The sequence below is a fragment of the Pseudomonas sp. MIL9 genome (genome assembly GCF_016887925.1).
GTDB lineage: Bacteria > Pseudomonadota > Gammaproteobacteria > Pseudomonadales > Pseudomonadaceae > Aquipseudomonas > Aquipseudomonas mohnii.
In genome coordinates this window covers 43,169-56,898 of sequence record NZ_JAFEHE010000031.1, presented here as the reverse complement: position 1 = coordinate 56,898, position 13,730 = coordinate 43,169, and the positions used below count along the sequence as shown (strand labels likewise).

Annotated in this window: 12 protein-coding genes; 9 read left to right on the top strand and 3 right to left on the bottom strand. The window is 62.2% G+C overall.

Going from position 1 to position 13,730, the window contains the following annotated elements; translation table 11 throughout:
• The 7 genes from paaC to paaZ all read left to right on the top strand — a co-directional run bounded on the left by paaC (window position 1) and on the right by paaZ (window position 7,943).
• Window positions 1-762: a 1,2-phenylacetyl-CoA epoxidase subunit PaaC gene (gene paaC, locus JQF37_RS28010; RefSeq protein ID WP_130209234.1), complete on the top strand. Its 762-nt coding sequence runs from the start codon at window positions 1-3 to the stop codon at window positions 760-762.
• Window positions 749-1,282 (top strand): 1,2-phenylacetyl-CoA epoxidase subunit PaaD, encoded by a 534-nt coding sequence (gene paaD / locus JQF37_RS28005; protein WP_130209236.1) that lies wholly within the window; start codon window positions 749-751, stop codon window positions 1,280-1,282. The genes paaC and paaD overlap by 14 nt, the downstream gene beginning before the upstream one ends.
• A gap of 33 nt (window positions 1,283-1,315) precedes the next feature.
• Window positions 1,316-2,392, top strand: a complete 1,077-nt coding sequence (paaE, locus tag JQF37_RS28000) for a 1,2-phenylacetyl-CoA epoxidase subunit PaaE (RefSeq protein WP_130209238.1) — start codon at window positions 1,316-1,318, stop codon at window positions 2,390-2,392.
• 183 nt (window positions 2,393-2,575) lie between these two features.
• On the top strand, window positions 2,576-2,884 hold the full coding sequence (locus JQF37_RS27995; RefSeq protein WP_103405847.1) for a DUF485 domain-containing protein: 309 nt from the start codon (window positions 2,576-2,578) through the stop codon (window positions 2,882-2,884).
• A complete protein-coding gene (locus JQF37_RS27990) occupies window positions 2,881-4,527 on the top strand; it encodes a cation acetate symporter (protein ID WP_130209240.1) in 1,647 nt (548 codons plus the stop codon). The genes JQF37_RS27995 and JQF37_RS27990 overlap by 4 nt, the downstream gene beginning before the upstream one ends.
• A 34-nt stretch (window positions 4,528-4,561) precedes the next feature.
• Entirely contained in the window at window positions 4,562-5,815 is a 1,254-nt protein-coding gene (locus JQF37_RS27985; RefSeq protein WP_130209242.1) for an OprD family porin, read from the top strand.
• Window positions 5,816-5,873: 58 nt separating this feature from the next.
• Window positions 5,874-7,943, top strand: a complete 2,070-nt coding sequence (gene paaZ, locus JQF37_RS27980) for a phenylacetic acid degradation bifunctional protein PaaZ (RefSeq protein ID WP_130209244.1) — start codon at window positions 5,874-5,876, stop codon at window positions 7,941-7,943.
• A 126-nt stretch (window positions 7,944-8,069) separates the two neighbouring features.
• Here paaZ and JQF37_RS27975 read toward each other — a convergent pair whose 3' ends face one another.
• The 3 genes from JQF37_RS27975 to JQF37_RS27965 are packed head-to-tail and all read right to left on the bottom strand — an operon-like array spanning window position 8,070 to window position 11,527.
• Window positions 8,070-8,921, bottom strand: coding sequence for a helix-turn-helix transcriptional regulator (locus JQF37_RS27975; protein ID WP_189340442.1), 852 nt, complete (start codon window positions 8,919-8,921; stop codon window positions 8,070-8,072).
• A 53-nt stretch (window positions 8,922-8,974) separates the two neighbouring features.
• Window positions 8,975-10,393 carry an aminotransferase gene (locus tag JQF37_RS27970; RefSeq protein WP_130209252.1) on the bottom strand — a complete coding sequence of 473 codons (1,419 nt, stop codon included), beginning with the start codon at window positions 10,391-10,393 and terminating at the stop codon, window positions 8,975-8,977.
• Window positions 10,394-10,423: 30 nt separating this feature from the next.
• Window positions 10,424-11,527, bottom strand: coding sequence for a polyamine ABC transporter substrate-binding protein (locus tag JQF37_RS27965; protein ID WP_130209254.1), 1,104 nt, complete (start codon window positions 11,525-11,527; stop codon window positions 10,424-10,426).
• A 232-nt stretch (window positions 11,528-11,759) separates the two neighbouring features.
• Here JQF37_RS27965 and JQF37_RS27960 point away from each other — a divergent pair, with 232 nt between their 5' ends.
• Window positions 11,760-12,542, top strand: a complete 783-nt coding sequence (locus tag JQF37_RS27960) for an enoyl-CoA hydratase (RefSeq protein ID WP_130209256.1) — start codon at window positions 11,760-11,762, stop codon at window positions 12,540-12,542.
• Window positions 12,539-13,720: an acetyl-CoA C-acyltransferase family protein gene (locus JQF37_RS27955; protein ID WP_130209258.1), complete on the top strand. Its 1,182-nt coding sequence runs from the start codon at window positions 12,539-12,541 to the stop codon at window positions 13,718-13,720. Before JQF37_RS27960 ends, JQF37_RS27955 begins: the two co-directional genes overlap by 4 nt.
• The last annotated feature ends 10 nt before the right edge of the window (window positions 13,721-13,730 follow it).

The following is a 13,730-nucleotide window of genomic DNA, read 5'->3' as shown; positions in this document are numbered from 1 at the left end:
ATGAATAACAAGACCGATCTGATCGAATACCTGCTGCGCCTCGGCGACAGCGCCCTGATCCAGGGCCAGCGCCTGTGCCAATGGTGCGGCAAGGCCCCGGCCCTGGAAGAAGAGCTTGCGCTGATGAACGTCGGCCTCGACCTGGTGGGCCAGGCGCGCAACTGGCTGGACTACGCCGCCGAATTGCTCAACGACGGCCGCGACGCCGACGACCTGGCGTTCCGTCGCGACGAGCGCGCCTACCGCAACCTGCTGCTGGTGGAGCAACCCAACGGCGATTACGCGGTGACGATCCTCAAGCAGTTCCTGTATGACGCCTGGCACCTGCAAGTGCTGAACGGCCTGAGCCAGTCCAGCGATGAACGCATCGCCGGGATCGCCGCCAAAGCCGTGAAGGAAGTCACCTATCACCTGCGCCGCTCCGGCGAGTGGGTCGAGCGTCTGGGTGACGGCACCGAGGAAAGCCACAAACGCATGCTCGCGGCGATCCCTGAAGTCTGGCGTTTCACCGTCGAACTGACCAGTGCCGACGACAGCGAACAGCGTCTGCACGCGGCCGGCATCACCCCGGACACCGCGCAAGTCGCCGCCGCCTGGCAAGCCAAGGTCAACGAAATCTTCGCCAGCGCCACCCTGCCCGTGCCTGCCGCGCCCAGCTATTTCTACCTCAATGCACGCAAGGGCCTGCACACCGAACACCTGGGCATCCTGCTGGCCGAAATGCAGTTCCTGCCACGAGCGTACCCCGATGCAACCTGGTGAGCTGATCGCCAGCGACCTCGGCGCCCGGCCGGCACAACCGACCGACCTGGCCGCTGCCTGGGCGATCCTGGCCGAGGTCATGGACCCGGAAGTGCCAGTGGTCAGCGTGGTCGACCTGGGCATCGTCCGCGATCTCGATTGGCAGGCCGGCCATCTGCATGTGGTGGTCACGCCGACCTACTCCGGGTGCCCGGCCACCGAAGTGATCGAAGGCGATATTCGCCAGGCACTGGAGCAGGCCGGTTTCCAGGCGCCGCAGCTGGAGCGCCGGTTGACCCCGGCCTGGACCACCGACTGGATCAGCGACAGCGGCCGCGAACGCCTGCGCGCCTATGGCATCGCGCCGCCCGAGGGCAGCACCAGCAAACGCAGCCTGCTCGGTGAAAGCCCGGTGATCCGCTGTCCGCAATGCGGCAGCGCCCACACCGAGGTGCTCAGCGAGTTCGGTTCCACCGCGTGCAAGGCGCTGTATCGCTGCGTCGATTGCCGGGAACCGTTCGACTATTTCAAGTGCATCTGAGCGGCGATCGGCCGTCCCAGCTGGAGAACAACAATGAGTAAATTTCACAGCCTGACCATCAAGGACGTGCGCACCGAGACCCGTGACGCGGTGTCCATCGCCTTCGAAATTCCGCAGGACCTGCAAGACAGTTTTCACTTCACCCAGGGCCAGCACCTGGTGATGCGCACCCAACTGGACGGCGAAGAAGTGCGTCGCTCGTACTCGATCTGCACCGGGGTCAACGACGGCGAACTGCGTGTCGCGATCAAGCGCGTGGCCGGTGGACGTTTTTCCGCCTTTGCCAACGAACAGTTGAAGGCCGGGCACAGCCTGGAAGTGATGCCACCTGCGGGGCATTTTTGCGTCGAACTCGATCCGGCGCGCCACGGCCACTACCTGGCGGTCGCGGCGGGCAGCGGCATCACACCGATCCTGTCGATCATCAAGACCACCCTGGAAACCGAGCCGCACAGCCGCGTCACCCTGCTGTACGGCAACCGTTCGAGCTCCGGCGCCTTGTTTCGCGAACAGCTTGAAGATTTGAAGAACCGTTACCTGCAACGCCTGAACCTGATCTTCGTGTTCAGCCGCGAGCAGCAGGATGTCGACCTGTACAACGGCCGGATCAACGCCGAGAAATGCGAGCAACTGTTCAGCCGCTGGATCGATGTCAAAGCCCTCGACGCCGCCTTCATCTGCGGCCCGCAGGAAATGACCGAGACCGTGCGCGACAGCCTCAAGGCCAAGGGCATGGCGCCTGAACGCATCCACTTCGAACTGTTTGCCGCCGCTGGCAGCCAGCAAAAACGTCAGGCCCGCGAAGCCGCGCGCCAGGTCGACGCCGCCGTCAGCCAGATCACCGTGATCAGCGACGGCCGCGCCCTGGCCTTCGACCTGCCACGCAACAGCCAGAGCATCCTCGACGCCGGCAACGCCCAGGGCGCCGAACTGCCTTATTCGTGCAAGGCCGGCGTGTGCTCGACCTGCAAATGCAAGGTCATCGAGGGCGAAGTGGAAATGGACAGCAACCACGCCCTGGAAGACTACGAAGTGGCCGCCGGCTATGTGCTGTCGTGCCAGGCGTTTCCGGTAAGCGACAAGGTGGTGCTGGATTTCGATCAGCTCTAACCCCCAACCGCCTCCCCTGCAGGAGCGAGCCTGCTCGCGAAGAACCTGAGAGCAACGCGTGTATCCAGACAACACGCGTCATCGTTCACGGCCATCGCGAGCAGGCTCGCTCCCACAGTTGTTCAGTGATCAACCCGAATACACCGTTACACCCAAAACAAAAACAACAAAGGAGCTCGCGTCATGACCCCCCAGGAAATAGAACTCATCGGCCAGCACCCGGATTTCATCCAGCTGGTTCGTCGCAAACAGAAACTGTACTGGTCACTGAGCCTGGCCATGCTGGTGATCTATTACGGCTTTGTACTGCTGGTGGCTTTCTCCCCTTCTACCCTCGGCCAATCCCTCAGCGGCGGCGTGACCAGCGTCGGCATGCTGGTGGGTGTAGTGATCGTGCTGCTGGCCTTTGCACTGACCGGTTTCTATGTCTATCGCGCCAACAACGTGATCGATCCGCTGAATGAAAAACTCAAGCAGGAGTGCGCCCGATGAGCCGTCTTCTCGCGATGTTCCTGCTGCCGCTGGCGGCAGTCACTGATTTCGCCGTGGCTGCCGACGGCGCGTCCCGACCACTGAACTGGAACGCCATCGGCATGTTCCTGGTGTTCGTGCTGTTCACCTTCGGCGTGACGCGCTGGGCGGCACGTCGTACGCGTTCCGCCAGCGATTTCTACACCGCAGGCGGTGGCATGACCGGTTTTCAGAACGGCCTGGCAATTGCCGGCGACATGATCTCGGCGGCGTCCTTCCTCGGCATCTCCGCGATGATGTTCCTCAATGGTTATGACGGTTTGCTGTACGCCCTGGGCGTATTGGCGGGCTGGCCGATCATTCTGTTTTTGATCGCCGAGCGCCTGCGCAACCTCGGTAAATACACCTTTGCCGACGTGGTGTCCTATCGCCTGGAACAAACCCCGGTGCGCCTGACTTCGGCGTTCGGCACCCTCACGGTGGCGTTGATGTACCTGGTGGCGCAAATGGTCGGCGCCGGCAAACTGATCGAATTGCTGTTCGGCATCGATTACCTCTACGCGGTCATGCTGGTCGGCGTGCTGATGGTGTTCTACGTGACCTTCGGCGGCATGCTCGCCACCACCTGGGTCCAAATCATCAAAGCCGTGATGCTGCTGTTCGGCACCACGTTCATGGCGTTCATGGTGCTCAAGCATTTTGGTTTCAGCACCGAAGCGATGTTCGCCGGCGCCACCGCCGTGCATGCCAAGGGCAACGCCATCATGGCGCCCGGCGGGTTGCTGTCGAACCCGATCGATGCGATCTCGCTGGGGCTGGGCATGATGTTCGGCACCGCCGGCCTGCCGCATATCCTGATGCGCTTCTTCACCGTCAGCGATGCCAAGGAAGCGCGTAAAAGCGTGTTCTACGCCACCGGTTTCATCGGCTATTTCTACTTGCTGCTGATCATCGTCGGCTTCGGCGCGATCGTCATGGTCGGTACCGACCCGGCGTTCCGTGACGCCAGCGGCGCGATCATCGGCGGCGGCAACATGATCGCCGTACACCTGGCGCAAGCCGTGGGCGGCAACCTGTTCCTCGGTTTCATCTCGGCCGTGGCCTTCGCCACCATTCTGGCGGTGGTCGCGGGGCTGGCATTGTCCGGCGCGTCGGCGGTGTCCCACGATTTGTATGCCTGTGTGATGCGCAAGGGTCAGGCCACCGAGCAGCAGGAAATTCGCGTGTCGCGCATTGCCACGCTGTGCATCGGCGTGCTGGCAATCATCCTCGGTCTGTTGTTCGAGTCGCAGAACATTGCGTTCCTGTCCGGGCTGGTCCTGGCCATCGCCGCGTCGGTGAACTTCCCGGTGCTGTTCCTCTCGATGTACTGGAAAGGCCTGACCACCCGTGGCGCAGTGACCGGCAGTCTGGCGGGGCTGGTGTCGGCGATTGTCCTGCTGATCCTGAGCCCGGCGGTATGGGTCAACGTGCTGCATCACGACAAGGCCCTGTTCCCTTACTCCAACCCGGCGCTGTTTTCCATGAGCCTGGCCTTCTTCAGTGCCTGGGTATTTTCGGTCACCGACACCTCGCCCCGTGCGGCCCTTGAACGCGGCCGTTACCTGGCGCAGTTCATCCGTTCAATGACCGGAATCGGTGCCTCCGGCGCCAGCAATCACTAAACGACAATCGATCTGATGGCAGGGAACAAAAATAATGAAGCCCGCGCGTACCGCATCCTACGAATCACTGTTTTCGCTGGCCGCCGCATTGAGTCTGCCCATGGTCGCCACCAGCGCCATGGCCGACTTCATCGACGATAGCAAGGCCCGCATTGAAATGCGCAACCACTACATCAATCGCGATTTCCGTCAGGACAACGCACCACAATCCAAGGCTGAAGAATGGGCCCAGGGGTTCACCGCGCGCATCGAGTCCGGGTTCACCGACGGCACATTCGGCTTCGGTCTGGACGCGCTGGGGGAGTTGGGGCTGAAGCTCGACTCCAGCCCGGATCGCCGGGGTACCGGGTTGCTGCCCTACGGCCCGAACAGCCATGAACCGGCGGACGAGTACAGCCAACTGGGGCTGACCGGCAAGTTGCGAGTGTCCAAAAGCGTGCTGAAGCTCGGCACCCTGCAACCCTTGCTGCCGGTGGCAACCTACAACGACACCCGCCTGTTGGCGTCGACCTTCGAGGGCGGCCTGCTCACCAGCCAGGAAATCAGTGGCCTGACGGTGAACACCGGGCGCCTGACCAAGGCCAACCTGCGGGACTCCTCCAGCAACGATGACATCGGCTACGGCACCGCCAGCAGTGATCACTTCGACTTTGCCGGCGGCACCTACGCCTTCAGTCCGCAACTGAACCTGAGCTACTACTACGGCAAGCTCGATCAGATTTATCGCCAGCAGTTCGTCGGGCTGGTGCACACCCAGCCGCTGGGCAATGGCTTCAACCTGCGCAGCGACCTGCGCTATTTCGACAGCCGGGGTGACGGTGCCGAGCGGGCCGGGCGTATCGACAACCGCAACTTCAACAGCATGTTCACCGTGTCCCACGGTGCCCACAAGGTCAGTGCCACGTACCAGCAGTTGTCCGGCGACAGCGCCTTTCCGTTCCTCAACGGCGGCGATCCGTACGTGGTCAACCTGGTGACCTACAACACCTACACCCGCGCGGACGAGGACTCCTGGCAGCTGCGTTACGACTATGACTTCGCGGCGCAAGGCATCCCCGGCCTGACCTTCATGACGCGCTACACCGATGGTCGCCACGTCAAGGCCGGCAGCGTCGACAACGGCCGCGAGCGGGAGCGCGACACCGACATCAGTTACGTCATCCAGAGCGGCGTGTTCAAGGACGTCAGCCTGCGCTGGCGCAACGTGACCTTCCGTTCCGGCAATGGCTTGAAGACCGCCATCGATGAGAACCGGCTGATTGTCGGTTACACCCTGGCGCTTTGGTAATCCCTGAAAGGCGCGGTTGCCGCCGCGCCAACACCTTTCATAACCTGGAGCAATCGTGATGTCCTCTTCACCTGCACTGCATGCCCCCACCCTGCAAAGTTTCATCGCCGGCCGCTGGATCGGCCAACACGGCGCCCAGGTGCTGCGCAGCGCTATCGACGGCCATGAAATTGCACGTACCCATGAAGAGCGCCCGGACTTCGCCGAAGCCATCGAACATGGCCGTCGCCAGGGTGTCAGCGCACTGATGGCGCTGGACTTCCAGCAGCGTGCCCAACGCCTCAAGGCCCTGGCCCTGTACCTGAGCGAACGCAAGGAACAGCTCTACGCGATCTCCCACCACAGCGGCGCCACCCGCGCCGACAGCTGGATCGACATCGAAGGCGGCAACAGCACGCTGTTCACCTACGCCAGCCTCGGCTCCCGTGAATTGCCGTCGGGCAACGTCGTCCACGAAGGCCCGGCCCTGCAGCTGAGCAAAATGGGCACCTTCGCCGGCACCCACATCCTCGTGCCTCGTGGCGGCGTGGCGGTGCACATCAACGCCTTCAACTTCCCGATCTGGGGCATGCTGGAAAAATTCGCCCCGAGTTTCCTCGCCGGCATGCCGTGCATCGTCAAACCGGCCAGCGCCACCAGCTACCTGACCGAAGCCGTGGTGCGCCTGATGGACGAATCCGGCTTGCTGCCAGCGGGCAGCCTGCAACTGATCATCGGCGGTACCGGCGATTTGCTCGACCGCCTGCAAGGCCAGGACGTGGTGACCTTCACCGGTTCCGCCGACACCGCAGCCAAGCTGCGGGTCAACCCGAACCTGATTCGCAACTCGGTGCCGTTCACCGCCGAAGCCGACTCGCTGAACTGCGCGATCCTCGCCCCGGATGTCACCCCGGATGACGAAGAGTTCGAGCTGTTCATCAAGGAAGTCGCCCGGGAAATGACCACCAAGGCCGGGCAGAAATGCACCGCCATTCGCCGTGCCATCGTCCCGGCCAGACACATCGATGCCGTGGCCACGCGCCTGCGCGATCGCCTGGCCAAAGTGGTGGTCGGCGACCCGTCGGTGGAAGGTGTGCGCATGGGGGCGCTGGCGTCCCACGATCAGCAGAAAGACGTCGCCGAGCGCCTGGAAGCCCTGTTGCAGAGCAGCGACATGCTGTTCGGCGCCCGTGACGGTTTTGAACCGCGCGGTGAGAACGTGAGTCAAGGTGCGTTCTTCGCCCCGACCCTGTTGCAGGCCTGCGACCCGCATGCCGAAGGCGGCGCCCACGATATCGAAGCGTTCGGTCCGGTCAGCACCTTGATGGCCTATGACGATCTCGACGAAGCCCTCGCCCTGGCCGCACGCGGCAAAGGCAGCCTGGTGGCCAGCCTGGTGACCAAGGATCCGCAGATCGCCGCCAAGGCCATTCCGGTGGCCGCTGCATTGCACGGGCGTTTGCTGGTGCTGGACCGCCACTGCGCGGGCGAATCCACCGGCCACGGCTCGCCGCTGCCGCAACTCAAGCATGGCGGCCCCGGTCGTGCCGGTGGCGGTGAAGAACTGGGCGGCCTGCGTGCGGTAAAACACTACCTGCAACGCGCGGCGGTACAGGGTTCGCCCACCATGCTCGCGGCGGTGACCGGTGAATACGTGCGTGGCGCCAAGGTCATCGAAACCGACGTGCACCCGTTCCGTCGTTACTTCCAGGACCTGCAGATCGGCGAGTCGCTGCTGACTCACCGCCGCACGGTCACCGAAGCGGATCTGGTGAACTTCGGCTGCCTGTCGGGGGATCACTTCTACATGCACTTCGACGACATCGCCGCCAAGGAATCGCAGTTCGGCAAGCGCATCGCCCACGGTTATTTCGTGCTGTCGGCCGCCGCCGGCCTGTTCGTATCCCCAGGCGTCGGCCCGGTGCTGGCCAACTACGGCCTGGACACCCTGCGCTTCATCAACCCGGTGGGCATCGGCGACACCATCCAGGCACGCCTGACCTGCAAACGCAAAATCGACCAGGGCAAAAAGAGCCCGCAAGGCGTCCCGCAAGGGGTGGTGGCGTGGGACGTGGAAGTCACCAATCAGCTGGGTGAGCTGGTGGCCAGCTACGACATTTTGACCTTGGTGGTTAAACGCGAAGACTGATGCAACACCTGTAGGAGCGAGCTCGCTCGCGATGGACGTGAATAATGGCGCGCGCTTTCTGGATGAACGCGGTGCTCTCAGGTTCTTCGCGAGCAAGCTCGCTCCTACATTGGCTCTGCGTTGTAGTCAGTGCTTGCGCAACCACTCAATAAACAGCGCAAACAACTCCGACTGCGACCCCACTTCCAGTTTCAGGTACAGATTCTTGCGGTGCATGCGCACGGTTTCCGGGGAGATGCCCATCTGGCTGGCGGTGGATTTCACCGAGTGGCCGCGAAGCACCATGTGCGCCACTTCCCGCTCACGCTCGGTGAGCACATCGCACCCGAATTGCTCGAATGCCGACTGCACCCGGTGCTTGAGATCATCGCGCAGGCCTTGATCGTTATTGCTCTGGATTTCGTGACTGCGCAGCAGGCCACGCTGACTGAACTCGCTGACAAACTCGCGCACCAACGGTTCGACGGCGCGCAGCAGGTTCAGCTGATCGACCCGCAGGCATTCCCCCCCGAAACCCTGGAACAGGCTGACGGAGATCTTGGTGTCGTTGCCCGTATCGACGATGTAGTAACTGTCTTCCGAACAACCCGCCTTCAGGTAATAGGACTTGTAGTAGTCACTGTCGAAGAAGTTGTCCGGGGCGATTTCCTCCAGATGATAGAAGCCTTGCGCCAGACCATGCTCCACCGCCAGGCAAAACGGGTCGAGCAGGTAGCCCCCGGAAAAATAGCGCTCCAGTATCGAGACCTGATACTCCTGGGCAATCCCGCGCTGATGCAGCAACCGGGGCGCGCGGTCCTTGCGCTCCAGGCTGATCATCATCGACTCGATGGACACCAGTTGCGCCAGGGCTGACGCCAGGTATTGCAGGGCGTCAGGCTCGTCGACATGGGCGAATGCCTCGCGCATGCCCCCATGCCATTTGTGCAACGCCCCGAAGGGCATTGCGATCAGTGTGTCGTCGTCTGGTTTGCTCATGCCCCGCAGTCTAGCGGGTGCGCCGGCCCTTGGTAAAAACCTGACGGAAAGACTCATTGGCCGAAATACTGGCCGCTCTGCTCCAGCTCGGCCGCCACTTCCAGGATGCACACCCGCAGGATCTCGACAATTTCGTCGACCTGGTCATAGGTGAGAATCAAGGGCGGCGACATCACATTGAGGTGCATGATCGGCCGCACCAGCAAGCCCCTGGCCTGTGCCCGCACATGGATTTTTTCGCCGATATTGATTTCATCGGCGAACAACGCCTTGGTGCGTTTGTCGGCGACGAACTCCACGCAGGCCATCAGTTTCTGGCAACGCACATCCCCCACCAACGGCAGATCCCTGAGCGTGGCCAGGCGCTGTTCCAGATAGCCGCCGACATCGTCGACATGGGCCAGCAGGTTTTCCCGCTCGATGATTTCAATGTTCTTCAACGCCGCCGTGCAGCACACCGGATGACCGCTGTAGGTGAAGCCGTGGGTAAAGCAGCGGCCCTTGCCGGGTTCGGCGATGACTTTCCAGATACGGTCGGAAAAGATGCACGCGCCCAGCGGCAGGTAGGCCGAGGTCAGGCCCTTGGCGGTGGTGATGATGTCCGGCTGCACATCAAACACATCATAGGAAGCGAAAAACTTGCCCAGGCGCCCGAACGAAGTGACCACTTCGTCGGCAACGAACAGGATGTCGTAGCGCTGGCACACCTCCCACATGCGCTTGAGATAACCCTTGGGCGGAATGATCACCCCGCCCGAGCCCATGATCGGCTCGGCGAAAAAGCCGGCGACCTTGTCCACGCCGATCGACAGGATCTTGTCTTCGAACTCCTTGACCAGGAACTCGAGGAACTGCGCTTCATCCATGCCGTCCGGGGCGCGGTACGGGTTGGGGTTGGACACGTGATGGATCAGCGGGTTGGCGTAATCGAACTCCGGCACCCGGTCGGCGGCCTTGTTGCCGATCGACATGGTCAGGGTGGTCGAGCCGTGATAGGCGTTGAAGCGCGCGATGATGTGTTTCTTTTCCGGCTTGCCGCGACAGTTCTGGTAGTACTGAATCAGTCGGTACGCCGTGTCCACCGCCGTGGAACCGCCCGTGGTCAGGAACACATGGTCGAGGTCGCCGGGGGCGAGGCTGGCGAGTTTTTCGCACAACTCGATCGCCACGTTGTTCGACATGTCGGAAAACGGGTTGGAATACGCCAGTTGCCGCACTTGATCGGCAATGGCCAGGGCCATTTCTTCACGGCCCAAACCGATGTTGGTGCACCACATGCCGCCGACGGCATCGAGAAAACGGTTGCCCTGGGTGTCATATATATAGGCGCCGTCGCCGGCGACGATGTTCAGCGAGCCCTGCTCGGCATGTTCGTCGAACACGTGATAGCCGTGCATGTGATGGGCCTTGTCGGCCTTGACCAGTTCAGCCGCTTCGACTGTCGAGAACACTTTTTTAGTGGGGGTAGCCATACAAGAACCTCAAACGAAACGATTGGACGTTCAAATCCCGCTTTTCACGGTGCTCCAGACGCGTGTCATGGCTCGCATGTCTTTGGCGTCCTGGGTTTTCTGCGGAAACAGCCGTTGACGAACATCTTCATCGGGGTAAATCGCCGGATTGTTTCGCACGCTGGCATTGAGCAATGGCGTGGCCGCCGCGTTGCTGTTGGCGTAATTGATGAAGTCGCTCACGTCCGCCATCACCTGCGGCTGCATCAGGTATTCCAGAAACCTGTGGGCGTTGGCGACGTGGAGCGCATCGGCCGGGATGTACAGGTTGTCGAACCAGATCAGCGAGCCTTCCCTGGGAATGAAGTACGCCAGGTTGATCTGCTTCTTGGCTTCTTCGGCACGGGCCATGGCCGTCGCGTAGTCACCGGACCAGGTCATGGCCATGCACACGTCGCCATTGGGCAGACTGGTGAGGTAATTGACCGAGTCGAACTTGCGGATGTACGGCCTGACCGACAGCAGCAAGTCCTGGGCGGCTTTCAGGTCCGCCGGGGCCGCGCTTCTCGGGTCGCGTCCCAGGTATGTCAAGGCCATGGGAATGACTTCGGTGGGGGCATCGAGCAGGGTCACGCCGCAGTCGGCGAAGCGCGAAACGATCTTCGGGTCGAAGATCATCGCCAGCGAGCCGATCGGCGCGTCCGGCATGCGCTCCTTGATCTTGTCGACGTTGTACGTGACCCCGTTGCTGCCCCAGGTGTAGGGCGCCGAGTAGGCGGTGCCCGGATCGAACCCTTGCAGGTCGTGCAGGACTTTCGGGTCAAGATTGCTCCAGCCCGGCAGCAATTTTTTATCCAGCGGCTGGAAGACCCTGGCCTGGATCAGCGGCGGTGCGAGGGAGGCGTTGAGCACGATCAGGTCATAACCGGAGTGGCCGGTGAGCAATTTGGCCTGCACGGTTTCATAGGAATCGAAGGTGTCGTAGATGACTTTGATGCCGGTGGACTTTTCAAAGTCCGACAGGGTTTTTTCACCGATGTAATCCGCCCAGTTGTACAGCCGCAGCGTATGGCTGTCGTCCACTTCGGCGGCCTGGGCATTGATGATCAACGGAAGAGCAAACAGACTGGAAATCACCCTCAGTGTCTTGCGCATTGCACATTCACCTTATCAAGCGAGTTCGGCTCTGGATGAGCGGTGAACCTACTATTGGGCGATTCGCCAGGCGGCACCATACCCCGAATGGGTGTGTGCGGACCGACTGGCACTGCCGGGCAAGTCACGGCACATGGCAAAAAGCATCAGGTGGGTTGACCCGTTTTGTCATAGCTGCGGGGTTTGCCTGCCGCTTAAAGTGGCGGCCGAACCGACTCTGCAAGAGCCATCCATGACCGACCTGATCAAACATGAACAACACGATGGCGTGCTGACGCTGACCATCGACCGCCCCGACAAGCTCAACGCGTTGACCAACGGCATGTACATGCGCCTGGCCGACCTGTTGTTCGCGGCGGACGAGGACGATTCGGTCGGCGTGGTCATCCTGACCGGTGGCCCGACCTGTTTTTCCAGCGGCAATGACCTGGTGGATTTCCTGCAGCAGCCACCCACGCATCTGGACAGCCCGGCGTTCCGCCTGATGCGCGCCGTGACCCATCTGCAAAAACCACTGATCGCGGCCGTGTGTGGAGCCGCCATCGGCATTGGCACCACCGTGCTGCTGCATTGCGACCAGGTGCTGGTCACCCGCAATGCCAAGCTGCGCATGCCGTTCGTCAACCTGGGCCTGTGCCCGGAGTTCGGTGCCAGCCTGCTGCTGCCGCGCCTGCTCGGTCAGGCCCGCGCCGCGCGCCTGTTGCTGTTGGGCGAGAGTCTGGACGGCAGCGAAGCGGTGGCATGGGGCCTGGCCAACGAGGTATTCGACGACGGGTCGCAATGCCTGGCGGCGGCTACTCGACTCGCCCATCGACTGCTGGCAATGCCTCAGCAAGCGCTGCGGCAATCGCGACAACTGATGAAACAGGCCGGCATGGCCGAACTGCAAGCCACCCTGCGTGAAGAGAACCTGTTGTTCATCGAACGCCTCAATAGCGACGAAGCGAAAGCGGCCTTGAACGCCCTGCTCAATCGCAGTAATGATAAGAATCCACCGAAAGGAAACCTGCCATGAACACTCCGGAAATCTACGTCGTCAGCGCCGCCCGTACCGCCATCGGCACCTTTGGCGGTTCACTCAAGGACGTGCCGCCGGCCGACCTGGCCACCACCGCCGTGAAGGCCGCCCTGCAACGGGCCGCCGTGGACCCGGCGCTGGTCGGTCATCTGGTCATGGGCAACGTGATCCCGACCGAAAACCGTGACGCCTACATTTCCCGGGTCGCCGCGATGAACGCCGGCATCCCGAAAGAAACCCCTGCTTTCAACGTCAACCGTCTCTGCGGTTCCGGCCTGCAAGCGATCATCAGCGCAGCGCAGACGCTGCTGCTGGGCGATGCCGAAATCGCCATCGGTGCCGGTGCCGAGTCCATGAGCCGCGGCCCGTACCTGCTGCCTTCGGCCCGTTGGGGCGCGCGCATGGGCAACGTCCAGGCCATCGATTACATGCTGGGCATCCTGCATGACCCGTTCCACAACATCCACATGGGCATCACCGCCGAGAACATCGCCGATCGCAACGGCATCACCCGCGAAATGCAGGATGCCCTGGCGCTGGAAGACCAGAAACGCGCCGCCCATGCGATTGCCAACGGTTATTTCAGCGAGCAGATCGCGACCGTGGAAATCCAGGATCGCAAGGGCACCAAGCTGTTCAACGTCGACGAGCATCCACGCGCCACCTCCCTGGAACAGCTGGCCGCAATGAAGCCGGCGTTCAAGAAGGACGGTTCGGTCACCGCCGGCAACGCTTCGGGCTTGAACGACGGTGCCGCCGCACTGGTCATGGCCACCGGCAATGCGGTCCAGGCTAACAACCTGCGTCCACTTGCGCGTCTGGTCAGCTACGCCCACGCCGGCGTCGAGCCTGAACTGATGGGCCTGGGACCGATCCCGGCCACGCGCCTGGCACTCAAGCGCGCCGGCCTGACCGTCGCCGACCTGGACGTGATCGAAGCCAACATCGCCTTCGCCGCCCAGGCCTGCGCCGTCAGCCAGGAACTGGACCTTGATCCGGCCAAGGTCAACCCGAACGGTTCGGGCATCGCCCTGGGCCACCCGGTGGGCGCGACCGGCGCCATCATCGCCACCAAGGCCATCCACGAACTGCACCGCATCAACGGCCGTTACGCCCTGGTGACCATGTGCATCGGTGGCGGCCAGGGGATTGCGGCGATTTTTGAACGCGTCTAAGCAATAGGTC